The 25,513-nt window shown below is 59.3% G+C and carries 18 protein-coding genes; 12 read left to right on the top strand and 6 right to left on the bottom strand.

Annotation, left to right across the window (positions count from 1 at the left end; genetic code table 11):
* Window positions 1-107: 107 nt before the first annotated feature.
* From RHP74_RS10390 to RHP74_RS10380, 3 genes are all read right to left on the bottom strand, one after another.
* Window positions 108-3,776: a translocation/assembly module TamB domain-containing protein gene (locus RHP74_RS10390; protein ID WP_311099256.1), complete on the bottom strand. Its 3,669-nt coding sequence runs from the start codon at window positions 3,774-3,776 to the stop codon at window positions 108-110.
* Window positions 3,773-5,500 carry an autotransporter assembly complex family protein gene (locus RHP74_RS10385; RefSeq protein ID WP_311099254.1) on the bottom strand — a complete coding sequence of 576 codons (1,728 nt, stop codon included), beginning with the start codon at window positions 5,498-5,500 and terminating at the stop codon, window positions 3,773-3,775. Before RHP74_RS10385 ends, RHP74_RS10390 begins: the two co-directional genes overlap by 4 nt.
* A gap of 76 nt (window positions 5,501-5,576) precedes the next feature.
* The gene (locus tag RHP74_RS10380) at window positions 5,577-6,227 is read right to left on the bottom strand and encodes an N-acetyltransferase (RefSeq protein WP_304872255.1); all 651 of its coding nucleotides are present in this window, start codon (window positions 6,225-6,227) and stop codon (window positions 5,577-5,579) included.
* Between the two features lie 331 nt (window positions 6,228-6,558).
* Between RHP74_RS10380 and xthA the strand changes: the two genes are divergently transcribed.
* From xthA to RHP74_RS10365, 3 genes are all read left to right on the top strand, one after another.
* Entirely contained in the window at window positions 6,559-7,371 is an 813-nt protein-coding gene (gene xthA / locus RHP74_RS10375) for an exodeoxyribonuclease III (protein WP_010458795.1), read from the top strand.
* Window positions 7,372-7,564: 193 nt separating this feature from the next.
* Window positions 7,565-8,905 carry a phosphate ABC transporter substrate-binding/OmpA family protein gene (locus RHP74_RS10370; protein ID WP_311099251.1) on the top strand — a complete coding sequence of 447 codons (1,341 nt, stop codon included), beginning with the start codon at window positions 7,565-7,567 and terminating at the stop codon, window positions 8,903-8,905.
* Window positions 8,906-9,045: 140 nt separating this feature from the next.
* Window positions 9,046-10,269 (top strand): delta-60 repeat domain-containing protein, encoded by a 1,224-nt coding sequence (locus tag RHP74_RS10365; RefSeq protein ID WP_077749763.1) that lies wholly within the window; start codon window positions 9,046-9,048, stop codon window positions 10,267-10,269.
* A gap of 70 nt (window positions 10,270-10,339) precedes the next feature.
* Here RHP74_RS10365 and RHP74_RS10360 read toward each other — a convergent pair whose 3' ends face one another.
* Entirely contained in the window at window positions 10,340-11,569 is a 1,230-nt protein-coding gene (locus RHP74_RS10360) for an acyl-CoA dehydrogenase (protein WP_077749762.1), read from the bottom strand.
* Window positions 11,570-11,722: 153 nt separating this feature from the next.
* Here RHP74_RS10360 and RHP74_RS10355 point away from each other — a divergent pair, with 153 nt between their 5' ends.
* The 3 genes from RHP74_RS10355 (at window position 11,723) to RHP74_RS10345 (ending at window position 14,308) form a co-directional block, all read left to right on the top strand.
* Entirely contained in the window at window positions 11,723-12,652 is a 930-nt protein-coding gene (locus RHP74_RS10355; protein WP_008148497.1) for a LysR family transcriptional regulator, read from the top strand.
* A gap of 206 nt (window positions 12,653-12,858) precedes the next feature.
* Entirely contained in the window at window positions 12,859-13,260 is a 402-nt protein-coding gene (locus RHP74_RS10350) for a MerR family DNA-binding transcriptional regulator (RefSeq protein WP_311099248.1), read from the top strand.
* A gap of 148 nt (window positions 13,261-13,408) precedes the next feature.
* Window positions 13,409-14,308 (top strand): hydroxymethylglutaryl-CoA lyase, encoded by a 900-nt coding sequence (locus RHP74_RS10345; protein ID WP_311099245.1) that lies wholly within the window; start codon window positions 13,409-13,411, stop codon window positions 14,306-14,308.
* A 610-nt stretch (window positions 14,309-14,918) separates the two neighbouring features.
* Here RHP74_RS10345 and RHP74_RS10340 read toward each other — a convergent pair.
* Window positions 14,919-16,616: an AMP-binding protein gene (locus RHP74_RS10340; protein WP_311099243.1), complete on the bottom strand. Its 1,698-nt coding sequence runs from the start codon at window positions 16,614-16,616 to the stop codon at window positions 14,919-14,921.
* A gap of 293 nt (window positions 16,617-16,909) precedes the next feature.
* Here RHP74_RS10340 and RHP74_RS10335 point away from each other — a divergent pair, with 293 nt between their 5' ends.
* The 4 genes from RHP74_RS10335 to RHP74_RS10320 all read left to right on the top strand — a co-directional run bounded on the left by RHP74_RS10335 (window position 16,910) and on the right by RHP74_RS10320 (window position 22,679).
* Window positions 16,910-18,073 carry an isovaleryl-CoA dehydrogenase gene (locus tag RHP74_RS10335; protein WP_077749759.1) on the top strand — a complete coding sequence of 388 codons (1,164 nt, stop codon included), beginning with the start codon at window positions 16,910-16,912 and terminating at the stop codon, window positions 18,071-18,073.
* A 105-nt stretch (window positions 18,074-18,178) separates the two neighbouring features.
* Complete coding sequence (locus RHP74_RS10330) at window positions 18,179-19,783, top strand: carboxyl transferase domain-containing protein (RefSeq protein WP_010458780.1); 1,605 nt, start codon at window positions 18,179-18,181, stop codon at window positions 19,781-19,783.
* Window positions 19,784-19,908: 125 nt separating this feature from the next.
* The gene (locus tag RHP74_RS10325) at window positions 19,909-20,724 is read left to right on the top strand and encodes a gamma-carboxygeranoyl-CoA hydratase (RefSeq protein ID WP_010458779.1); all 816 of its coding nucleotides are present in this window, start codon (window positions 19,909-19,911) and stop codon (window positions 20,722-20,724) included.
* Window positions 20,724-22,679: an acetyl/propionyl/methylcrotonyl-CoA carboxylase subunit alpha gene (locus RHP74_RS10320; protein WP_311099241.1), complete on the top strand. Its 1,956-nt coding sequence runs from the start codon at window positions 20,724-20,726 to the stop codon at window positions 22,677-22,679. The genes RHP74_RS10325 and RHP74_RS10320 overlap by 1 nt, the downstream gene beginning before the upstream one ends.
* A gap of 39 nt (window positions 22,680-22,718) precedes the next feature.
* Here the strand turns inward: RHP74_RS10320 and RHP74_RS10315 are convergent, their stop codons facing one another.
* On the bottom strand, window positions 22,719-23,366 hold the full coding sequence (locus tag RHP74_RS10315; protein ID WP_010458775.1) for a LexA family transcriptional regulator: 648 nt from the start codon (window positions 23,364-23,366) through the stop codon (window positions 22,719-22,721).
* A 129-nt stretch (window positions 23,367-23,495) separates the two neighbouring features.
* On the opposite strand from RHP74_RS10315, the gene RHP74_RS10310 reads away from it, so the two are divergent.
* Both RHP74_RS10310 and RHP74_RS10305 read left to right on the top strand, forming a co-directional pair.
* Window positions 23,496-23,834, top strand: a complete 339-nt coding sequence (locus RHP74_RS10310) for a DUF6124 family protein (RefSeq protein ID WP_010458773.1) — start codon at window positions 23,496-23,498, stop codon at window positions 23,832-23,834.
* Window positions 23,835-24,318: 484 nt separating this feature from the next.
* Window positions 24,319-25,470: a M14-type cytosolic carboxypeptidase gene (locus RHP74_RS10305; protein WP_077749756.1), complete on the top strand. Its 1,152-nt coding sequence runs from the start codon at window positions 24,319-24,321 to the stop codon at window positions 25,468-25,470.
* Window positions 25,471-25,513: the final 43 nt, after the last annotated feature.

Here is a 25,513-nt window from a genome sequence, read left to right as displayed (position 1 = left end):
AGCACGCCCATCGCGAGCAGGCTCGCTCCCACAGAGTTCGGTGTGATCTCTGTGGGAGCGAGCCTGCTCGCGATGGCAGCGACTCGGTTTGGGAGAAGACGGGGGTTTTAGAAGTCCCGCTTGTAGAAGATATCCAGCGAACTGGCCACGCCGCCGGCGGCTTCGAGGTAGACCTTTTTGCTCAGTTTGTAGCGCAAGGCAATGGTGTTGGCCGGCTCGAATACGCCCACGCCATAGCGCAGGCTGAGCTTCTCGGAGATATTGCCGCTGGCCACGACGCTGGTGGTATTGCCGCTGCCCTGGGTGTCGAGCTGGAAATCCTGAATCCCCAGGTCGTTGGCCAGTTTGCCGGTCACTCCCGAACTGCCCATCAACCCCAACCCGAGCGCAGCCTGGGCCAGCATGTTGTTGTCTTCACCGTTGGTGCTTAGCGGACGCCCCAGCACCAGATAGGACAACGCCTGCTCCTGACTCATGGCCGGCTCGGAGAAGATCTGCGTGGTCGGCTGCTCGGCGCTGCCGCTGAGGCGAATACCGGCGATCACGTCGTCGGTCCGGCGAATGGCTTCGATGTCCAGGTACGGCTGGTCAATCGGGCCGGCGAACAGCAGCCGCGCACGGCGCACCGTCAGCCGCTGTCCGTACGCCCGGTAACGCCCGTCGTTGAGCCAGAGTTCGCCTCGGGTGTCCATGTTGTCGCCAATGTGCACATGCCCTTGCAGGTTGGCGGTCAGGCCAAACCCGGCGAAGCTGAGTTTGTCCTCACCCACCACCACGTCGATGTCCATTTTCATGGCCAGCGGCGGTTTGCCCTCTTCGGTCTGCTGGCCGACGATCACCGTGTCATCGGAAACCTTGACCGTCGACGGCGGCAACTCGCGCACGGTGATTTCGCCCTTGGGCACCCGCACTTTGCCGGCGATCGCCAGTTGCTCGTCTTTTATCGAGATCTTCAGGTCCGGCGCCACTTCGAGCTTGGCATAGGGTTCGACGGTGACGGGCAACTGTGAGCCCTTGAGCGTCAGGTCCACCACCAGCGCCTGGCCCCAGGCGATGTGGCCGTTGAGACTGCCCTGCCCGCTCTTGCCGCTTTTCCAGCCGCCGTTCAACTGCACCGTTTCGCCGGCGATCTGCGCTTGAAGCTGCAAGCCCTGCAACTCCATCGGCAATTCAGGCCCGGACACTTCGCCATCGCTGAGCAACAGATTGCCGTTCACCTGCGGCGCCAGCAGATCGCCGGACAGCGTGCCACTGCCGTTCAAGCGCCCGGTGAGTTTCTCGACCATTGGCACAAATGGCCGCGCCACCGACAGATCCAGGCCACTGAGACGGAACGAGCCGGTGAGCGGTTTGTTTTTCAGCAGCGGATTGATCTGCGCCTGCACCCTCAGTTCGCCGAGCTTGCCGCCGACGAAATTGAGGTCGGTGTCGATGCGTTTGGGCGTGAGTTTGCTGGTGAGCTTCAGGGTCTGGTACGGGAAGTCCAGCCACTGATCCTTTTCCTTGATGCGCAACGTGCCGCCGCTGGCATTGACGCTGATCTGGCCGTTTGGGCCACTGGCCGGCAGGTCCAATTGCAGGTCGGCATTGAGCCGGCCCTTCCAGGCGAAATCTTTCGGCAACCATTGCGCGAGGCTTTCGATCGGGAATTGCTTGAGGTGATAACGCAGCTTCGGTTCCGGCATCAGGCGCTGGTCTTCGCCACACAGACTGGCGGGGCCGGACATCCAGCAATGGGCGCCGAAGTTGATCTTGCCGTCCGCCAGCCGTTCAAGTTTCGCCGGGCCTTGCAGCTTCCAGTCCTGACCGCCGGCCTGGATATCACCGCTGGCCAGGCGTCCGCGCCAATTGCCCTTGTCCAGATTACCGTCCAGCCCGAGCGCCAGTTTCAGCTTCGGCCCTTGCAGATCGAGGGTGAGTTTCTGGTTCTTGATATCGCCCTGGCCGCTGGCGGTCAGCGTGCCCAGCGAGGTGTCGCCGGCCTGGATGCCGCTGCCTTTGAGGTCGATTTTCGCCCGCTGCGCGCCATCGAGGGTCGCGTCCAGGTTCAGGCTTTGCAGGCGATTGTCTTCGAAAGCCAGCTGCGTGCCTTGCAGCCCGAGCTTGCCTTGCGGTGCCTTGAGCGTGCCGGCGACATCAATGCGCCCGTTGAGCTGTCCGCGCAGTTGCGGCCAGAGTTGGGCCAGACGTGGCAGCTTGATGTCGATCTGCCCGGCGAGCTTCTGTTGCAGACTGCCCTTGCCGTTGATGCTGTTGTCACCGAGGCGGATTTGCAGCGCATTGAGGTTCCATTGTTCACCGCCGCCGTCAGCTTTGGCCTGGATCACCGCCGGTTGGCCGCGCAGTTTGCCTTTGAGGTCGAGGTCGGCGTCCAGGCTGAGTTTTTCATTCTTCATCTCGCCTTTGCTGCGCAACGGTCCGGCCAACGTACCCGGTAACTCCGCGACCCAATACGCCGGGTTGATCGCCGACAGATCGAGCGCAGTGTCCCAGCCGATGCCATCGGCAAACTGCAGGTTCAGATGCCCGATGGCTTTGCCCTGCCCGGCTTCGAGCTGAATCTGTTGCAGATAGATTTTCGTCAGGTCGCCGCTGAACGGGCTTTCGAGGCTGAACGCACCTGCCGGGCCATCGAGGGCCGATTTGAAGTGACCGATGTATTTTCCGTCGGTGTAGGAGACTTCACCGTTGAAGCGGCGCAACGCCACTTCTGGCTCGTCGATCAACGGATAGAGACGGTGCCACGGGAAATCCAGCCAGTCGATCTTCGCATCGGCGCTCAGGCCTTTGCTCCAGTCGAGTTTGCCGGTGAGCTTGAGTGATTGCTTGTCGTTGGCCGTCAGGTCGAGGGCAGCAATCTGCGCGCCGCTGGCATCGACCTTGCCTTGCAGCACCAGCACCACCGGGCCTTTTTCAGCGGGCAGCGTGGCTTTGCCGAGCAACTGGTAACCGTTTTTCAGGTCGCCGTCACCGGTGAGCTCGAGTTGATTGAGTTGCAAGGTATCCGGCAGGTCAGCGCTGGGTTTGAAGCCGTCGGCGGTGATCCGTACTTTCGCTGGAAGGTTGTCGACCAGCGGTTGCAGCTCGCCGGTCAGTTGGCCATTCAAGTAACCGCTGCTGTCGGCTTTCAGGTTCAGGGTTTTCAGCAGGTCGCCGTCCACCTTCAACGCCAGGCTCCAAGGCTCGGGGGCCGGCAGGGTCAACGTACCTTCAGCCTTGAGCGGCCAGTTGCCGCTGGGTTGAAGCAGGCCGGACAGATTCAGGCTGAGTTCGTCACGCTGCAACTTCACCGAGTCGATCTGCAAACCTTGCACCGTCCAGTGCGCGGCCAGTTGCAGGCCTTTGAGTTCTTCGCTGCCGTTGAACAGCAGACTGCCGACTTGCACATCACCCAATTCGATCGCCAGGGGCAAATCCAGATCCGGGAGCGTGATTGGCCCGCCGCTGTCTTCTTCGTTGCCCGGCGGGAATTGCAGGCTGACCTGATCGGCCTTCAATTGCTCGATGCACAAGGTCATGCGCATCAGGCACAACGGCGACCAGGCGAAGATCGGTTTGCTCAGCTCAACCCGACGGGTGTCCTGCTGCCACACCAGATGATCGGCACTCCACTGCCCGCCCAATCGGCCCTGGAAATTCTCCACGGTCAGGCCCGGCACCCAGCCGAGCGCCCAGCGACTGCCCGCCGCAGTGCCCAGCACCGTGGTCACGGCCAGAACGACCAGCATCAGCAGCGCCGGAATCGCCAGCAGCATTATTTTCAAACCACGCTTCACAGCTCGGGCCCCATGGAAAAGTGCAATCGAATGCCGCCGTCGTCGTCCATCGCGTGGGCCAGGTCGAGACGAATCGGCCCCACCGGGGACACCCAGCGCACGCCGATGCCCACGCCGGTCTTGAGGTTCGGCAGTTCGAGTGTATTGAAGGAGTTGCCCTGGTCAACGAAGGTCGCGACCCGCCATTTTTCGGCGACGGAGTACTGATATTCGACGCTGCCGGTGATCATGTAGCGGCCACCGATGCGGTCGCCGTCGGAGTTCTCCGGGGACAGGCTTTGATAGTCGTAGCCGCGCACGCTCTGATCGCCACCGGCAAAAAAGCGCAACGACGGCGGTATCGATTTGTAGCCATTGGTGGCGCTGCCGCCGACCTGAACCCGACCGAGGAAACGGTGTTTATCGAAGACCGTGGTCAAGCCTTTGACCAGCGCCGTGCCGTAGATCAGGTTGTTGTCGGACCCCAAGCCTTCCTTCGCCACTTTGCTCTCGAATTCCAGGCGATAGCCATTGTGCGGATCGATGCGGTTGTCGCTTTTCAGGTAGGAATAACTGACGCCGGGCATCAGCAGGGTACTGAGTCCGGAGTCATCCCCGAGCCGGTATTCCTCGCGTTGCCACTTGAGCGACACCACGCGCTGCCAGCCACTGGGCAACTTGCTGTGCCATTCGGGGCCAACCGTCAGGAGTTTGCTCAGGGAGTCCTTGTCGGCGATTTCTTCGTTTTGATAACCGCCGGCAAAACGCAATTTGTCGGTCAGCGGCGGGTCCAGGGGAATGTCGTAGAACACCCCGACGTTCTGCCGTGGCGCCGATATTTCGGTCTCCCAGCCATAGCTGTGCCCTTGCGGGTTGACCCAGTGCCGGGTCCAGTTGGCCTTGACCCGGGGACCGACGTCGGTGGAATAACCCAGCCCCAGGCCCATGGTCCGTGGTTTGCGGGTTTCGAGTTTGACGTCGACCGGGATCACATCGTTCTTGGACGCCGTCGGCGCCGCGTCCACCCGCACGCTTTCGAAATAGCCGCTCGATTGCATCGCCTGATTGAGTTCGGCAATCAGTTCAGAGTCATAGGGTGCGCCTTCCTTGAACGGCACCATGCGCCGCAACAAGTCTTCGTCGAACGGCGTATCTCCCTCGAAACTGACCTTGCCCAAGGCATAACGCGGGCCGCTGTCATAGACGAGGTCGATGTCGGCGACACCGGCGCGTGGGTCCACCGACAACGTCTGATGCGTGAAGTGGCCGCTGAAGAAACCAAAACGCGAGGCCTGATTCTGGATCAGTTTCTTGGCGTCTTCATAACGGCCATGGTTCAGCACCGCGCCGGTTTTCAGCGCAGCGCTTTTGGGGACACGAAAGGATTTGAGCGAGGCCGCCGGGCCGTCGACGCGAATCGTGACATTGCGCAAATGCACCGGCTCGCCAGGATCGATGTTGAGGATCAGGCGCGGCGTCTCGCCGCCCTTCACGTCGCTGTCGATCTGCGGCTGGTAATAGCCCAAGGCCTGGGCGGCCTTGCGCGCCTGTTCCTCGGCGCCACGACTGAAGCGCAGCAAGGCTTCTTCGTCACGATCGCCGAGGCTGCCGATATAGCCCTCTATATTGGCTTTCAGTTCATCGTTGGACGGTTTGATCCGCACATCCAATTCACTTTGCGCCAGTGCCGCGCAGCTGGTGAACAGCATCAGCACGCCACTGGTAATTCTTCCTGGAAACTTCATAGGCGCGGATGCTATCACGAGCTTGGGAGCGTGATAGAGCCTGGCATGCAGTGAAAGTTCTACCGAAAGTTTACGTTTATGCCGTTGCTGTTTGTAACACCTGGGGATTGGCATGGAAAAATACGTGTTCGCGGATCGGTCCTACCGCTACCTCGCCGATTTCCTCGTAGCCCTGACGCTTATAGAACTCCAGATAACGAGGATTCCCGGTGTCCAGAATCACACCCTGGGAGGTTTCATCCACGGCACACCAGTTATGCACCGCTTGCAGCAGTTGCTCGCCGAAGTGTTTGCCCTGGAACTGCGGGTGAATCCCCAGCAACGGCAGGACATGCACCGAGTCGGAAGGCACACAAGCGGCAACGGCAGCGTGGTAATCGAGGTAACGACGGGTACAACGGAAACCGGCGCTGAGCACCATGCGCAGACGCCAGGCCCAGCTTTCGGTGATGCCCAATCGACGTTGCGGTGGAGCGATCAGGGCGATGCCGATCAGGCGGTCGTTGACCAGCAGGCCGATGGCCGGCAGATCCTGAAGAAAGTGTTGTTTGACCAGTTCCCGCACGGTCGCTCGCACACGATGCTCATAGCCGGGACGTTCGGCCTCGAACAAATAGCTGAAGGTCGGTTCGTGCCGGTATGCGTGGTAAAGCAGGGAGCGCGCTTCGTGGGCGTAGCCGCTGTCGAGCATGTGGATATCGGCAATGGCGGTCGAGGTTTCGGGCATAACGGTAGATCTCCCCGGGGCGCTGCTCAAAATGGCGGCGCTCTTATTGGTACGAGCCTTTGGGTGGCAATACAGTTCCTCCCACAGGTATAGACCAAGGCGGGCTCTTCATCGACTGGACGGGCCTCATCGCGGGCAAGCCACGTTCCCACAGTTTCTGTGGCGTACACAAAATTTGTGTCCGCTGGAGAACCTTGCAGGCGTGGCTTGCCCGCGATGAGGCCCTGACTGCCAATACAGATCTGACAGAACACAGTGAATCCCCTCACCCCAACACTGGCCCGATTCCCACAGGTCAGCTAGCATCGCCCTTTTGCCAGGACTGCCGACCATGAAGATCGTCTCCTTCAACATCAACGGGCTGCGCGCTCGCCCGCATCAGCTGGCGGCGCTGATCGACAAGCACCAGCCCGACGTGATCGGGCTGCAGGAAACCAAGGTTCACGACGACCAGTTCCCGCTGGCCGAGGTACAGGCGCTGGGTTATCACGTGTATTTCCACGGGCAGAAAGGCCATTACGGCGTCGCCCTGCTCTCGCGTAAAGAACCGATTGCCCTGCATAAAGGCTTCGCCACCGACGACGAAGAGGCCCAACGACGCTTCATCTGGGGTACGTTCGCCGACGCCAATGGCGTGCCGGTGACCATCATGAACGGCTATTTCCCACAGGGCGAAAGCCGCGATCACCCCACCAAGTTCCCGGCCAAGGAGCGTTTCTACGGCGACCTGCAGCAGTTGCTGGAAAGCCAGTTCAGCAATGAACAGCCAGTGGTGGTGATGGGCGACGTGAACATTTCTCCGGAAGACTGCGACATCGGCATCGGCCCGGACAACATGAAACGCTGGCTGAAAACCGGAAAATGCAGCTTTCTGCCGGAAGAACGCGAGTGGATGGCCCGCTTGAAGAACTGGGGCCTGGTCGACAGTTTCCGTCACTTGAACCCGGACGTGGCCGACCGGTTCAGCTGGTTCGACTACCGCAGCCGCGGTTTTGAAGACGAACCCAAGCGCGGGCTGCGGATTGACCTGATCATGGCGTCCCATGGGTTGTTGCCGCGCGTCAAGGATGCGGGAGTGGACTACGAACTGCGTGGGATGGAAAAACCATCGGATCATGCGCCGATCTGGCTTGAGTTGAGCTGATTCCCCCAGGCTTTACACAGATCAAATTGTGGGAGCGAGCCTGCTCGCGATAGCGGACTTACATTCAATACAAGTGTTGACTGTTAAGCCCTCATCGCGAGCAGGCTCGCTCCCACATCTAGTGACTGTCATCTTTTAGAAATCTCACTGACTTATTCTCCCGGCACTTCCTTTGGCCAAACAAGGTGCCAGCATGACGCTGTGCAGATCGTTCCTGTTGATGCTGTGTGCCTGTTTGCCCTTCACCACCTCAGCGGGCGATCTGCCGACGCCCGAAAACAGCCCCGTCCTGCGCATCCAGGGTTCCAACACCATTGGCGCCGCGTTGGGGCCGGCGCTGGTCGAAGGACTGATGCGCGAACAAGGCTTGCTCAAGGTCCGCAGTGAAGTCCCGGACAAAGCCAACGAACAACGTATCGTCGGCGAAACGATTCAGGGACGACGGGTGATAATGGACGTCGCGGCTCATGGTTCCAGCACCGGGTTCAGCGCCCTCAAAACCGCATCCGCCGACCTCGCCGCCTCGTCACGCCCGATCAAGGACAGCGAACGAGTCGAGCTCAAAACCCTGGGCGACTTCAAAAGCCCCGGCGCCGAACAAGTCATCGCCATCGATGGCCTGGCGATCATCCTCCATCCGCAAAATCCGCTGAACCAGCTCAGCACCGACCAATTGGCGCGAATTTTCAGCGGTGAGGCAAAAACATGGGAAGAGCTCGGTGGCAGCGGCGGGACAATTCACCTGTATGCGCGGGATGACCAATCGGGCACCTACGACACCTTCAAGGAATTGGTCCTCAGCCGCCGCGGGAAAACGCTCAACAGCGCCGCGAAACGCTTCGAATCCAGCGAGCAATTGTCCGACGCCGTCAGTCTGGATCGGCAAGGCATCGGTTTTATCGGTTTGCCCTACGTGCGCCAGGCCAAAGCCGTGGCGATTGCCGATGGCCAATCCCAGGCCATGCTGCCGCTCAACAACCTTATTGCCACGGAAGACTATCCGCTGTCCCGGCGGCTGTTCTTTTACCTGCCGCCCACCGGGAAAAATCCTTGGGCACAAGCGCTGGTGGCGTTCGCGCAAAGCAGCAAAGGGCAGGAAATCGTCGCAGCCAATGGTTTTATCGCGCAGACCGTCCAGGCCATGACGGTTACGCCGAATGCACTGATGCCCGAGGGATATCAGGCGCTAAGTCGCCACGCCCAGCGGCTGTCGGTGAATTTCCGTTTCGAGGAAGGCAGCGCGACGCTGGACAACAAGGCCCGACAAGACTTGTCGCGGGTGCTCGACTATATAAAGCAGCACGATAAAACCAATCGGCAGGTGACGCTGGTGGGATTTGGTGATGCCAAGAGCGATCCGGCGCGTGCCGATCTGTTATCGAAACTGCGGGCCATGGCGGTGCGGCGGGAACTGGTGAAAAGCGGCGTGGTGTTTCGCGAGATCCGCGGCTTTGGCGCCGAAATGCCGGTGGCGGCGAATAGCGCGGATGAGGGGCGGATCAAGAATCGGCGGGTTGAGGTTTGGGTTTACTGAAGCGGGCAGGCTTTTCCTCGTCACTAAATTGGCCTGAAAAGACACTAACACTGACATTTCTTACAGGTTTTTTTTATCGAAAGTTATTGCTGAATGGTGCCCCCCCTGTTGAGGGTCTATCACCTGAAAGGAATAATGACATGCCAACCGACCCGCAAACTCCAACACCACTCAAATCTGGCGACCGGGATGAAACCTTCGGCTTTCTAGGCACGGTGACTGGCCCTGCAAACGCCATTGCTCATTCGATTGTCTCATCGGACAACGGAATGCTGACTTACGCCATCGAGAACGGCGGAGAATTTCAAATCCATAGGAACCACGTCGACGGCGATCGAGATACTACATTTGGTACCGACGGTATTGTGACAGGACAATTTGAGAGTGGCAGAAGATCCAAACCCTGCCGACTGATACTTCAAGAGCGCAAGATTCTGGTCATCGGCGATATTCTTACTGAGCAAGGAAAACCAGGAGCACCGGCAGTCTTACGACTGAATGATAGTGGGAGCCCTGATCTTGTTTTCGGCACCATACAGTTGCCCTCTCCTGCGTTTTCCTCAAATTACGATTCGACTGAGGGATGCCTGCAGCACGACGGCAAAATCCTCATCCTGACCCAAAAGACGGATGCAATGGGTATCGGCAATTTGGGTCAACTGACACGACTGAAAAAGGATGGCCTGGGCGATGGAAGTGATGGGACTGATCTCGAATTTGGCGAGCAAGGGAAAGTCGAGGTCAGCTTCGGCGAGCACCTTAGTCGAATGATTAACGTGGTTGTGCAACCAGACAGCAAGATCGTTGTTGGGGGTAATTACGTCACGGTGAGCGCTTCCGTCTCCCGAATTGTGTTGGCGCGGTTTGACATTGATGGAGCGCTCGACAAGAGTTTTGGCGACGATGGTTACGTGTGGTTGGGCCCAGTAGATGGCCGACACGAGTTGGGTGAGTTGATCGTTCAGGATGACGGTAAATTGCTTTGCGTGGGTATGACGGGGCATTCCGATGCCCTGGTGATGCGATTTGACGCAAACGGCAAGCCCGACCCAACATTTAACGGAGGTCATGAAGTACTTACGGCGCTAGGTCATCAAAACGCGAGCTGGAGAGCACTGTCGATTCAGCCCAGCGACAAAAAAATCGTCGTGGCAGGCTGGACGCCCGGGTTCCCTTCATCAATGTTTTGGGGACGATTGTTGTCTGACGGTACTTTTGACACTGGCTTTGGTAACGCTGGCTGGATCAAATCATCCGTGCCAGGAATCCCATATTCTGTAGCCATCCAGAACGGTGGGAGAATCATCGTTGCAGGCATAAGGGAAAATGCGCGAATGTCTGTAGTCTGCGGAGTTCAGGGCTGACACAACTTCTCGATGACCGCAGCTTGGACGCCAGCAGTCAAACCAAATCTGCTGGCGTTCCAAGGCTTCGTCAGTGCCCGCTACGCATCATCTCTTTCGGCACGTACTTGCCGATCTCGAACTTGCCGATTGCCGCGCGGTGCACTTCGTCCGGGCCATCGGCCAGGCGCAGAGTGCGTTGCATCGCATACATATAGGCCAGCGGGAAATCGTTGGAAACCCCTGCCCCGCCATGCATCTGGATGGCCCGATCGATCACCCGCAGGGCCACGTTCGGCGCGACGACTTTGATCTGCGCGATCTCGCTCTTCGCCACCTTGTTACCGACGGTGTCCATCATGTACGCCGCTTTCAATGTCAGCAGGCGTGCCATGTCGATTTCCATCCGCGAGTCGGCGATCTTGTCGATGTTGCCGCCCAGGCGTGCCAACGGTTTACCGAACGCGGTGCGGCTCACTGCACGTTTGCACATCAACTCCAGCGCACGCTCGGCCATGCCGATCGAGCGCATGCAGTGGTGAATCCGGCCAGGGCCAAGGCGACCCTGGGCGATTTCGAAGCCGCGTCCCTCGCCCAGCAGGACGTTTTCATACGGCACGCGAACGTTTTCAAACAGCACTTCGGCGTGGCCGTGAGGCGCGTCGTCGTAGCCGAACACCGGCAACGGACGAACGATCTTCACACCCGGGGCATCCACCGGCACCAGAATCATCGAGTGCTGGGCGTGGCGTGGCGCGTCAGGATTGCTCAGGCCCATGAAGATCAGAATCTTGCAGCGCGGGTCGCAGGCGCCTGAGGTCCACCACTTTTTACCGTTGATCACCCACTCGTCGCCGTCACGCACAGCGCGGGCAGCCATGTTGGTGGCGTCGGATGAAGCAACGTCCGGTTCGGTCATGGCGAACGCCGAGCGGATCTCGCCGCGCAGCAGCGGTTCGAGCCAGCGTTGTTTCTGTTCTTCGTTGGCGTAACGCACCAGCACTTCCATGTTGCCGGTGTCCGGTGCGGAGCAGTTGAAGGGCTCAGGACCGAGCAGCGAGCGGCCCATGATTTCCGCCAATGGCGCGTATTCGAGGTTGGTCAGGCCGGCACCGAGTTCGGACTCAGGCAGAAACAGATTCCACAACCCTTCGGCCTTTGCCTTGAGTTTGAGCTCTTCCATGATCGCGGTCGGCTGCCAGCGATCGCCTTCGGCGACCTGACGCTCGAACACGGCTTCGGCGGGATAAACGTAAGTGTCCATGAACGCGGTCACGCGCTCACGCAGTTCCTGAACCTTGGGCGAATAAGCGAAATCCATGAGCAATTACCTTCTTGGGCAGAGGTTGTTTTAGGTCATGCATCGATGCTAGAACAGCGTTGATAATTTACCTAGCCTATTCTCGGCATGTATTAACATTCATCACCGATATATGATCGGCTGATTGAGAACCAACAATAAGAGTGCAGCGCAATGAATCTGAGCAAGGTCGACCTCAACCTTTTCATCGTCTTCGACGCGATCTACACCGAAGCCAATTTGACCCGAGCCGGGCAGATTGTCGGCATTACTCAGCCAGCCGTCTCGAACGCTCTGGCCCGCCTGCGCGAGACCTTCAACGACCCGTTGTTCGTGCGTACGGCGCAAGGCATGGTGCCGACACCGATGGCGCAAAACATCATCGGACCGGTGCGTAACGCGCTCTCCCTGCTGCGGGTGTCGGTGCAGGAAAGCCGGATTTTCAACCCGCTGCAAGCGGTCAAGACGTATCGCATCAGCATGACCGACCTGACCGAAGCGGTGATTCTGCCACCGCTGTTCCAGCGCCTGCGCCGCCTGGCGCCGACGGTGATCATCGAAAGTTTTCTGTCCAAGCGCCGCGAGACCACCAAGGAACTGGCGGCCGGGCGTCTCGATTTCGCCGTGGATGCGCCACTCAACACCGACCCGCAGGTGCGTCACGTCAAGTTGATGGAAGACCGCTACGTCTGCGCCATGCGCAAGGGCCATCCGCTGGCGGGCAAGGAGAAATTCACCCTCGATGATTATCTGTCGCTGACGCACATTCATATCTCCAGCCGCCGCAGCGGTCTGGGTCACGTCGACCTGGCCCTGGGAAAAATGGGCATCCAGCGCAAGATTGCCCTGCGCTCCCAGCATTATCTGATGGCGTCCCAGGTGTTGCAGCAGACCGACATGGTCATGACCGTGCCGGAGCGCTTCGCCCGTCGTCATGACCTGTATTCGGTGAACTTGCCGGTCAACGACGTGCCGCCGGTGGAAACGCACCTCTACTGGCACGAAAGCACTGACCAGGACCCGGCCAACCGCTGGATGCGCGAACAGATGATCGAGTTGTGCCAGCAAGTGACGGCGCATGAGAAGAAGCTCGATAAGGTGTAAGGCTTCGGACCGCTTCATCGTTCTTCGCGGGCAAGCCTCGCTCCCACAGGGATCTCTGCACACACAGATGTTGTGTTCCTTGCAGATCCAATGTGGGAGCGAGCCTGCTCGCGAAGAGGCCAGCAAGGACACCAACAATTCACGCCCCTTGACGTAAACGTCAACCTGCCATTAGCTTAGCGCCATGACCTTCTTCGAGCGCTTCCATGAGCAGCCAGACCTATAGCATTTCAGACCTCGCCCGCGAGCTCGACATCACCACGCGGGCCATTCGCTTCTATGAAGAGCAAGGCCTGCTCAGCCCTGAGCGCCGTGGCCAGGAACGCGTGTATACCCCCCGTGACAAGGTCAGTCTGAAGCTGATCCTGCGGGGCAAGCGCATTGGCTTTTCCTTGGCTGAATGCCGCGAGCTGATCGAACTTTACGACCCCACCGGCGGCAACCAGAAACAGCTGCAAACCATGCTGAGCAAGATCGCCGAGCGCCGCGAACAGCTGGAGCAGCAGATGCTCGACATCGAGCAGATGAAACTGGAACTGGACACCGCGCAGGAGCGCTGCACCCAGGCGCTGGAGCAGACGATCAAGAGCCAGCAACCCACTCAATAAACATTCCGGATACTTGTAGGAGCGAAGCTTGCTCGCGAAAGCGTCACATCAGTCGACACCAACGTTGAATGACATACCGCGTTCGCGAGCAAGCTTCGCTCCTACGGGATTCGCTGAACATTCAGACAATTACAGCAGGTCGATTCCCATGTCCCTACCCTCTCATGTACGTTTGGTCGAAGTCGGTCCCCGTGATGGCCTGCAGAACGAAGCCCAACCCATCAGCGTTGCGGACAAGGTGCAACTGGTCAACGCGCTGACCGCTGCGGGCCTTGGCTATATCGAAGTCGGCAGTTTCGTTTCACCCAAGTGGGTGCCGCAAATGGCCGGCTCCGCCGACGTCTTTGCGCAAATCCAGCGCAAACCGGGTGTGACCTATGGCGCACTCGCCCCCAACCTGCGCGGGTTTGAGGATGCAATCGCGGCCGGGGTCAAGGAAGTCGCGGTGTTCGCCGCAGCCTCCGAAGCGTTTTCGCAACGCAACATCAATTGCTCGATCAGCGAAAGCCTGGCGCGCTTCGTGCCGATCATGGATGCGGCCAAGCAACACGGCGTCAGCGTGCGTGGTTACGTGTCCTGCGTGCTGGGCTGTCCTTACGAAGGTAACGTCGCTCCCGAACAAGTTGCCCACGTCGCCCGCGAGCTTTACGCGATGGGCTGCTATGAAGTCTCCCTGGGTGACACCATCGGCACCGGCACCGCCGGCGCGACCCGCACGATGTTCGAGGTGGTTTCGGCCCAAGTGCCGCGTGAAAAACTGGCCGGGCACTTCCACGACACTTATGGCCAGGCCATGGCCAACATCTATGCCAGCCTGCTGGAAGGTATTGCGGTGTTCGACAGCTCCATCGCCGGCCTCGGCGGCTGCCCTTACGCCAAGGGCGCCAGCGGTAACGTCGCCACCGAAGACGTGGTTTACCTGCTCAACGGCCTCGGTATTGAGACCGGCATTGATCTGGACGCTCTGATTTTGGCCGGCCAGCAGATTTGCTCCGTGCTGGGGCGACCGACCGGTTCGCGCGTGGCCAAGGCTCGCAGCGCACAGTGAGGCGTGCGGGTGTTACCGCTGTGTCTGAAACGTGGGGCACAAGCGAGTAACACGGAAACAAATTGTCTGGTTTCATCCGAAGGAAAAATCTCACAAAAAGTTAAATAGTTGATTTGTAAGGATTTTTTAAAGTTGGCACGGCTTCTGCTATCTCTACTGCATAACAAGAACAAAAAAAGCGGCAAACCCAATAAAAATAAGACGTAACGACTCTGACATAACAAAAACAACACGGCAGAGACGCAGCTAACAGATTTTTTTGGAGAGGATGTGCTTTTCAGGGTGCTTTTCGGAGTAACCCGCAACCGGGCAGAGAACAATAAAACTACCTTCAGGTAGCTCCCGAACTGGTTGGATCGCTCAGCGAAAAAGTAGATCAGCGCTCAAAAAAATACGTTTGCTCTTGATCCCGGATGGGGATCGACAAAAACAGCGGTAAAGGGTCACGGTCACTAAAAACAACAACAGACCGCCCCTCAATAATAAAAAAAGAGCACGTGCGACGAAAATTAAAGGGGAGCCTCGGCTCCCCTTTGTGCTTTCTGCAATCCAGGTTTTCACCACCGCCCTTGTGGGAGCCAGCCTGCTGGCTCCCACAAGGGCGAATTTGTCAGACCTGCTTTTCGCGCAATTCCTCGATACTGATCTCGCGCATCCGGAATTTCTGGATCTTGCCGGTCACGGTCATCGGAAACTCTTCCACGAACTTGAAGTAACGCGGCGTCTTGAAGTGCGCGATGCGTTCCTTGCACCACGCTTGCAGCTCTTGTTCTGTCGCACTGTGACCCGGGTGGAATTTGATCCAGGCGACAATCTCTTCGCCATAGCGCGAACACGGAATCCCGATCACTTGCACGTCCGCCACCGCCGGATGGGTGAAAAAGAACTCTTCCAGCTCACGGGGGTAAACATTCTCACCGCCGCGGATGATCATGTCCTTGTTGCGCCCGGCGATGCACACGTAACCCTCATCATTCATGCTCGCCAGGTCGCCGGTGTGCATCCAGCCCGCCTGATCGATGGCTTCAGCGGTGCCTTGCGGGTTGTTCCAGTAACCGAGCATCACGCTGTAACCGCGGGTGCAGAGTTCGCCGATGGTGCCACGCGGCACCAGGTTGCCGGCCTCGTCGATGATCTTGCTTTCCAGCTGCGGCTGAGTCCGGCCGACGGTGGTGACGCGCAGTTCCAACTCGTCCGATGGACCGGTCTGCAACGACACGGGGCTGGTTTCCGTCATGCCGTAGGCAATCTGCACTTCGCTCATGTGCATTTCATTGATGACCCGGCGCATGACCTCGATCGGACAGGTCGCCCCGGCCATGATCCCGGTGCGCAGGCTCGACAGATCGAAGTCGGCACGTTGAGGGTGATCGAGCATAGCGATGAACATGGTCGGCACGCCGTAGAGCGCGGTGGCTTTTTCTTCGGCCACCGTGGTCAGGGTCAGCAGCGGGTCGAACGCATCGTTGGGGTAGATCATGGTGCTGCCGTGGGTGATGCAGCCGAGATTGCCCATGACCATGCCGAAGCAGTGATACAACGGCACCGGGATCACCAGGCGGTCATGGGCCGTCAGCCCGAGGCTTTCGCCGACCATGTACCCGTTGTTGAGAATGTTGTAGTGACTGAGGGTCGCGCCTTTCGGGAAACCGGTGGTGCCGGAGGTGTACTGGATGTTCACCGCCTGATCGAAATGCAGGCTGTCCTGGCGCTCACGCAATTGTTCGGCGGACACGCTGGCGGCGAGATCGCCCAGTTGCGACCACGGCAGGAAGCCCGACGGGGGTTGTGCATCCAGACTGATGACGCCGCGCAAGTCTGGCAGGCGTTCGCTGTGCAGCTTTCCGATGGATTGCTCCGCCAGCTCAGGCACCAGGCCCTGCAGCATCCCGTGGTAGTCGGAGGTCTTGAACGCACCGGCGCAGACCAGCCATTGGCAGCCGGATTGCTTCAACACGTATTCAAGTTCGGAGCTGCGGTAGGCCGGGTTGATGTTGACCAGGATCACACCGATTTTCGCACTGGCAAACTGGCTGATGCACCACTGCGCGCAATTCGGTGCCCAGATACCGAGGCGGTCACCGGTCTGCAAGCCGAGCGCCAACAGAGCTCTGGCGTGCAGGTCGACAGCCTCGGCCAATTGCTGCCAGGTGTAGCGCAACTGTTGATGGCGCACGACCAGCGCCTCCCCGGCCGGGTATTGCGCGACGGTGTTGTCGAATGCTTGACCGATGGTCATCGCCAGTAAGGCTTTTTCCTGGGAACCACGGGTATAGCTGCGCTGCGGGCTTGCACTGGGTTGATCCATGACGACCCCTATTGTCTTTATTTGCGGGTGGGCGACCCAACCTGCAGGAGCGAAGCGTGCTCGCGAAGAGGCCAGTACATTCAACACTGAAGTCGACTGATCTGACGCTTTCGCGAGCACGCTTCGCTCCTACAGGATTTGCCGCTGTTCGATCTTGAACTGGCCCTACTGTCGCTCAAGTTGACGTTAACGTAAAGGGTGATTGACAGCCATTCGTCACAGGCTTACGTTAACGTAAAGGTGAGAGCCAATTGACGGCCTCACCAACCGACAAAAAAGCCAAAAGGTGACCCATGAGCTACCCATCCCTGAACTTTGCCCTCGGTGAAACCATCGACATGCTGCGCGATCAGGTTCAGTCCTTCGTCGCCAAAGAGATCGCCCCGCGCGCCGCTCAGATCGACATCGACAACCTGTTCCCGGCTGACCTGTGGCGCAAATTCGGCGACATGGGCCTGCTGGGCATTACCGTCGCGGAAGAATATGGCGGTGCTGGCCTGGGCTACCTGGCTCACGTGGTCGCGATGGAAGAAATCAGTCGCGGCTCGGCGTCAGTCGCCTTGTCCTACGGCGCGCACTCCAACCTCTGCGTCAACCAGATCAACCGCAACGGCAATCACGAACAGAAAACCAAGTACCTGCCGAAGCTGATCAGCGGCGAACACATTGGCGCCCTGGCCATGAGCGAACCGAATGCCGGTTCCGACGTGGTGTCGATGAAGCTGCGTGCCGACAAACGTGGCGATCACTACGTGCTCAACGGCAGCAAGACCTGGATCACCAACGGCCCCGACGCCAACACTTACGTGATCTACGCCAAGACCGACCTGGAAAAAGGCCCCCACGGCATTACCGCGTTCATCGTCGAACGTGATTCGAAAGGCTTCAGCCGCAGCAATAAATTCGACAAGCTCGGCATGCGCGGTTCCAACACCTGCGAGCTGTTCTTCGATGACGTCGAAGTGCCGGAAGAAAACATCCTCGGCGTGCTCAACGGCGGCGTGAAAGTGCTGATGAGCGGCCTCGACTACGAACGCGTCGTGCTGTCCGGCGGCCCGACCGGGATCATGCAGGCCTGCATGGACCTGATCGTTCCTTACATCCACGACCGCAAGCAGTTCGGCCAAAGCATCGGTGAGTTCCAGCTGATCCAGGGCAAAGTCGCCGACATGTACACCCAACTCAATGCCAGCCGCGCTTATCTGTATGCCGTGGCCCAAGCCTGCGAGCGTGGCGAAACCACCCGCAAGGACGCCGCCGGCGTGATCCTCTACAGCGCCGAACGCGCCACGCAAATGGCCCTCGACGCGATCCAGATTCTTGGCGGCAACGGCTACATCAACGAATTCCCGGCCGGTCGTCTGCTGCGTGACGCCAAGCTGTACGAAATCGGCGCTGGCACCAGTGAGATCCGTCGCATGCTGATCGGTCGCGAACTGTTCAACGAAACGAAATAAATTTCGTCAGCGGCAGGCGGCAAGTTTCAAGCTGCAAGAGGACCGTGCTCTTGCTTCAACTTGTAGCTTGTCGCTTGCAACTCGAAGCTGCTACGGAGTAGCCCCATGATTCTGCATACCCAGCTCAACCCCCGTTCGGCGGAGTTCGCGGCCAACAGCGCGGCGATGCTCAAACAGGTCGACGCCCTGCACACCCTGCTCGCCCAAGTGCAGCAAGGTGGCGGTCCGAAGGCGCAAGAACGTCACACCTCGCGGGGCAAATTGCTGCCGCGTGAGCGGATCAATCGCCTGCTCGATCCGGGCTCACCGTTTTTAGAGATCAGCCAACTGGCGGCCTACGCGGTCTACGGCGAAGACGTTCCGGCGGCGGGCGTGATTGCCGGGATCGGCCGTGTCGAAGGCGTCGAGTGCATGATCGTCGCCAACGACGCCACAGTGAAAGGTGGCTCGTATTACCCGCTGACGGTGAAAAAACACCTGCGTGCCCAGACCATCGCCCAGCAGAATCGCCTGCCGTGCATCTATCTGGTGGATTCGGGCGGTGCCAACCTGCCCCGTCAGGATGAAGTGTTTCCAGACCGCGAGCACTTCGGACGGATCTTCTTCAACCAGGCCAACATGAGCGCCATGGGCATCCCGCAAATTGCCGTGGTCATGGGCTCCTGCACGGCGGGTGGTGCTTATGTGCCAGCGATGGCTGACGAAGCGATCATGGTGCGCCAGCAGGCCACCATTTTCCTCGCCGGTCCGCCGTTGGTGAAAGCCGCGACCGGCGAAGTGGTCAGCGCCGAAGACCTCGGCGGGGCTGATGTGCATTGCAAGATTTCCGGTGTCGCCGACCACTACGCCGAGAGCGATGAACACGCGCTGGCCATTGCGCGGCGCAGCGTCGCCAACCTCAACTGGCGCAAGCTCGGCGAACTGCAGCAGCGCACACCCATCGCCCCGCTCTACGCCAGCGATGAGCTGTACGGCGTGGTGTCGGCCGACGCCAAGCAACCGTTCGATGTGCGCGAGGTGATCTCGCGACTGGTCGACGGTTCGGTGTTCGACGAATTCAAGGCGCTGTTCGGGACCACGCTGGTGTGCGGCTTCGCGCATCTGCACGGTTACCCTATCGCGATCCTCGCCAACAACGGCATCCTGTTCGCCGAAGCCGCGCAGAAAGGCGCGCACTTTATCGAACTGGCTTGCCAGCGCGGCATTCCTTTGCTGTTCCTGCAAAACATCACCGGCTTCATGGTCGGCCAGAAATACGAGGCCGGCGGCATCGCCAAGCACGGCGCAAAACTGGTGACCGCCGTGGCGTGTGCCAAGGTGCCGAAATTCACCGTGATCATCGGCGGCAGTTTTGGCGCCGGTAACTACGGCATGTGCGGACGCGCCTACGACCCGCGCTTCCTGTGGATGTGGCCGAACGCGCGCATCGGCGTGATGGGCGCCGAGCAAGCGGCTGGCGTATTGGTGCAGGTCAAGCGCGAGCAGGCCGAGCGCAGTGGCCAGGGTTTCAGCGCCGAGCAGGAAGCCGAGATCAAGCAACCGATCCTCGATCAATACGAAGAACAGGGCCACCCTTATTACTCCAGCGCACGGCTGTGGGACGACGGCGTCATCGACCCGGCGCAGACCCGCGACGTGCTGGCCCTGGCCTTGTCCGCGTCGCTGAACGCGCCAATCGAACCGAGCCGCTTCGGCGTGTTCCGGATGTGATCCGACCCTGTAGGGGCGAGGCTTTTCCGCGAAGGCATTGGCACATCCAGCATCGATGTGACTGACAAACCACCTTCGCGGGCAAGCCTCGCTCCCACAGAATAGAGTTGTGGAGACGGACAAACATGAGCGACTTCAACACCCTCGAACTGCTGACCGACCCACGAGGTTTCGCGACCCTGTGGCTCAGCCGTGAAGAAAAGAACAACGCGTTCAACGCCGAGATGATCCGCGAACTGATCCTCGCACTGGACAAAGTATCAACCGATGCCAGCCTGCGGTTTCTGCTGGTGCGCGGCCGCGGCAAGCATTTCAGCGCCGGTGCCGACCTGGCCTGGATGCAGCAATCGGCCGAGCTCGATTACCACACCAACCTCGACGACGCCCGGGAACTGGCGGAATTGATGTACAACCTTGCCAAGCTGAAAATCCCTACCCTGGCCGTGGTGCAAGGCGCGGCCTACGGCGGCGCGCTGGGCCTGATCAGTTGCTGCGACATGGCGATTGGCACCGATGACGCGCAGTTCTGTCTGTCAGAAGTGCGCATCGGCCTGGCACCGGCGGTGATCAGCCCGTTCGTGGTGCAAGCCATCGGCGAGCGCGCAGCACGCCGTTATGCCCTGACGGCTGAACGTTTCGGCGGGCAACGGGCGCGGGAAATCGGCCTGTTGTCGGAGAGCTATCCGGTCGCTGAGCTGGAGCAGAACGTGGAGAAGTGGATCGACAACCTGCTGCTCAACAGCCCGGCCGCCATGCGCGTCAGCAAGGACTTGCTGCGTGAAGTCGGCAACGGCGCGCTGACCCCGGCGCTGCGCCGTTACACCGAGAATGCCATCGCCCGCATCCGCGTCAGCCCCGAAGGCCAGGAAGGTCTGCGGGCTTTTCTGCAAAAACGTCCGCCGAGCTGGCAAGCACCGACCACCCCCAAGGAGCCGCGTTGATGAGCGCACCTGTGATTACCTCTCTGCTGGTGGCCAACCGTGGCGAAATCGCCTGCCGGGTGATGCGCACCGCCAAGGCGCTGGGCCTGGCCACCGTGGCCGTGCACAGCGCCACTGACCGCGACGCCCGGCACAGCCGCGAAGCGGATATCCGCGTCGACCTCGGCGGCAGCAAAGCCGCTGACAGCTATCTGCAAATCGATAAATTGATCGCTGCGGCCAAGGCCAGCGGCGCTCAGGCGATTCACCCCGGTTATGGCTTTTTGTCCGAGAACGCCGGTTTCGCCCGCGCCATTGAAGACGCTGGCCTGATCTTCCTCGGCCCGCCCGCCTCGGCCATTGACGCGATGGGCAGCAAGTCGGCCGCCAAAGCCTTGATGGAAACCGCCGGCGTGCCCCTGGTGCCCGGCTACCACGGCGAAGCCCAGGACTTCGATACCTTCCGCGATGCCTGCGAACGCATCGGTTATCCGGTGTTGCTCAAGGCGACAGCAGGTGGCGGCGGCAAAGGCATGAAAGTGGTTGAGGACGTCAGCCAGCTGGCCGAAGCCCTGGCCTCGGCGCAGCGTGAAGCGAAATCCTCGTTTGGCGATTCGCGGATGCTGGTGGAGAAATACCTGCTCAAGCCGCGTCATGTGGAAATCCAGGTGTTCGCCGATCAGCACGGTAACTGCCTGTACCTCAATGAACGTGACTGCTCGATTCAGCGTCGCCATCAGAAAGTCGTCGAAGAAGCGCCCGCTCCCGGCTTGAGTCCGGAACTGCGTCGCGCCATGGGCGAAGCTGCCGTGCGTTCGGCACAGGCCATCGGCTATGTCGGCGCCGGCACCGTGGAGTTTTTGCTGGATTCGCGCGGCGAGTTTTTCTTCATGGAGATGAACACGCGTCTGCAGGTCGAGCACCCGGTCACCGAAGCGATCACCGGCCTCGACCTGGTGGCGTGGCAGATTCGTGTGGCGCGCGGTGAAGCGTTGCCGATGACTCAAGAGCAGGTTCCGTTGATCGGCCATGCGATTGAAGTGCGGTTGTACGCCGAAGACCCGAGCCATGATTTCCTGCCGGCCACCGGGCGCCTGGCGTTGTATCGCGAATCGGCCGAAGGTCCGGGACGTCGGGTCGACAGCGGTGTGGAAGAAGGCGACGAGATCTCGCCGTTCTACGATCCGATGCTCGGCAAGCTGATTGCCTGGGGCGAGGACCGTGAGCAGGCGCGGCTGCGATTGTTGAGCATGCTCGATGAGTTTGCGATCGGCGGGCTGAAGACCAACATCAACTTCCTGCGCCGGATCATCGCTCACCCAGCATTCGCTGCGGCAGAACTGGATACCGGGTTTATTCCGCGTTATCAGGAGCAATTGTTGCCAGAGCCAGCGGACCTCAGTGACGAGTTCTGGCAAGCCGCCGCTCAGGCGTTTGCCCAGAGCCAGCCAGGTTCTCCGCGCGCTGATGACCTGAGCTCGCCTTGGGCTGTGGGCAATGGTTTTCGTGCTGGACTGCCGAGGGAAATCACCCTCCACCTCAGTTGTGAAGGACAGGACCGGGCGCTGACGCTGGGTAACGTTGATGCCCACACCGCACAGTTCAAGGGCGAACAGCTGCTGACCGAGCACAACGGCGTACGCCGCCAGCACCGGGTCATTCGCCGTGGCGAGGTCGTGTATCTGCAGTGGGAAGGGGAATTGCGCCGCATCGAGGCTTACGACCCGATCAGCGCCGTCGAAGCCAGTCACAGTCATCCGGGTGGGCTCACCGCGCCCATGAACGGCAGCATCGTGCGCGTGCTGGTCGAGGCTGGGCAAACGGTTGAGGCCGGTGCGCAACTGGTGGTGCTGGAAGCGATGAAGATGGAGCACAGCATTCGCGCGCCCCATGCCGGGGTGATCAAGGCGCTGTACTGCCAGGAAGGCGAGATGGTCAGCGAAGGCAGTGCGTTGGTCGAACTGGAAGAAGCGTGAAATGAAGATCGGTCCTACGCATTGCGAGGACCGATCTGATTAGAATTTGGCCGTTGCCTGAACCACCACGCCGAGGATTCGACACTCTTCGGTGAAAAGGGCTTTCGGATATGTCGGATTGAGCGGGACCAGGTAACGCTGCCCGCCCTCTTCGATCAGCTTGCGAAAGATCGCTTCAACACTGCCCGCCCATTGCGCGATCACCAGCTTTCCGGGTTCCGGCACAATGGCCGGGTCCACCAGGATCATCATGCCTTCGGCAATGCTGATTCCGCTGGGCGCGGTCATCGCGTCGCCGACCACCTCGAGCCAGAAGGCTGCGCCCTGAGCGTGGTAATCGGTCAGTTCGAAACGCGGCTTGCCGTAGACCGATAGCTCACCGTCACGCAGCTGCGCAGGCTCGCGCCAGTCACTGACCGGGTAACGGAAGTACGGGTTGTACTTTTGCGTCAGGGGCATCTCGTCGTCCGATACGACCAAAGGCTCGCGAATGACCATCGCCACTTCCAGAAAATCCATCCCGAGCGCCCGCAAGACACGATTCATGTCTTCGATGCTCGGCTGACGGCGCTTATTCAGCCAGTGACCCACACCGCCCTGGGACATCCCGAGGCGATCGGCGAGTACTTCCTGAGTGACTTTCAACTCACTCATCTTGGCTTTGACCAACTCAATCCATTTATCCATGGGCGGCACGATACGTGGCGGACTCCGGGCAACAAAACACAAATTGTAGTATTTAAATTCTCGTCACAAATACAGTTAGTACTAGGATTGGTTCACGGATCTGAATCTATCACGGAGCTTGCCATCGCCATGACGTTACCCCGCAATGACCTGTCGGATATGCAAATGGACACCACCCTCACCTCGCCCAAAGGCAACGCCGCCGCGCAAAAAGCCTTGGACTATTACTTGAAACCAACTGTGTCAGAAGCGGTGGTCGAGGAGCGATTTTTTGATGTGAACCCTGCGGTCAGCGGTGAAGAAGCGCTGGTGCATGCGTCGGATCTGTTGCGCTGTGCTGCAGCGACCGCCTACGAGTCGGCCAGCAACTTGCACGGCGCAAGTCGGGACCTGGCCTTTTCGACAGTGCATATGATCGATATGGCCAAGGCGATGATTGATCGTTCTTTACAGGGTCAGCGCGTTTGAGCCGGACGCACTTTTGAGGAAAGACGGGAAAGAATTTTCCAATCGCGCAGATAAAATCATTTGACTTGCAAACGAGAATGATTATTATTGCATGCAGCTGATCGCGAGATCAGTCGATGGACCAAGAGACCTTAGGTCGGTCTCCTGGACTATCTCCTCATCAGGCTAATCACGGTTTTTGACCCGGCTTTTTGCCGGGTCTTTTTTTTGCCAGTTATTCTGGCTTTGGCTTCAGGCTAATGAAGTCTTCAGGTGTTGCGAATTCGATTGACGCGGATGATATCAAAAGAATATCCATTGGCAAGAGAAGCCCGGCATCATTGGCTCAAACTAATGAAAAATAGCGCTTGAGAATCAATCACACAGTCTCTAAGCTGCGTCTGCGTCAAGGAAGACGCCCCCCTTTTACCCCGCAATTTCCCCCGGTTTTTCCCTTCCCAGCGTGTAAAGTAGCAGCCATAAAAATCATATTCAGGAACCGACTATGACCGTGGCTAAATCCTCATTCGACATCAGCGCAAATTTCGACAGCGGCAACATTGAAGTGCTGGACATCAGTAATCCACTTCAAGCCCTGCTGGCCATCAAACCGGACACCCGCAGCCAGCATTTCCAGTGGTTTCATTTCAAGGCCAGCGGTCTGCATGTCGGTCAGGAGCACTGGTTTCGTCTGAACAATGCCAGCAAATCCTCGTACAACAAGGCTTGGGACGGTTATCAGGCGGTGGCGTCCTACGACCACGTCAACTGGTTCCGCGTACCGACCATCTTCGAAGGCGACTGCCTGCGCTTCAGCCTCGAAGCGACGGCCACCCACGCCTGGTTTGCCTACTTCGAACCCTACAGCCGTGGCCGTCACGACTGGTTGATCGAACAGGCGCTGACCAAGGCTGGCACCGAACTGCTCGCCACCGGCAAAAGCGTGGAAGGTCGTGACATCCAGTTACTGCGTAAAGGCAACGGCGCCGAAGGTCAGCGCAAAGTCTGGATGATTGCCCAGCAACACCCCGGCGAACACATGGCCGAATGGTTCATGGAAGGCGTGATCGAACGCCTGGAAAAGCACGACGACCCGGTACTGAACAAACTGCTGACCAGCGCCGACCTGTACCTGGTGCCGAACATGAATCCGGACGGAGCCTTTCACGGTCACTTGCGCACCAACGCCATGGGCCAGGACCTCAATCGCGCCTGGCAGAGCGCCAGCCAGGACATCAGCCCGGAAGTGCTGTTCGTTCAGCAGCAGATGGAAAAGTACGGCGTCGACTTGTTCCTCGACATCCATGGCGATGAAGAAATCCCCTACGTATTCACCGCCGGTTGCGAAGGCAACCCGGGCTACACGCCGCGGATCGAAAAACTCGAAGAGCATTTCCGCAGCCATCTGAAACACTTGACCAAGGACTTCCAGACCAAGCACGGCTATACCCGCGACGAACCGGGCAAAGCCAACATGACGCTGGCCTGTAACAGTGTCGGTCAGAAATTCGACTGCCTGTCGCTGACCCTGGAGATGCCCTTCAAGGACAACAACGATGCGCCGAACGCCTTGACCGGCTGGTCGGGCAAGCGCTCCAAGCAGTTGGGCAAGGACGTGCTGACGACCGTTGCCGATATGATCGATACCCTGCGCTGATCGCCCTCGATGGCTGCATGCCCGGCATGCAGCCATGATGCCT

This window comes from Pseudomonas sp. SG20052, assembly GCF_031766055.1.
Taxonomy (GTDB): domain Bacteria; phylum Pseudomonadota; class Gammaproteobacteria; order Pseudomonadales; family Pseudomonadaceae; genus Aquipseudomonas; species Aquipseudomonas mandelii.
This window is presented reverse-complemented; position numbering and strand designations above follow the sequence as displayed.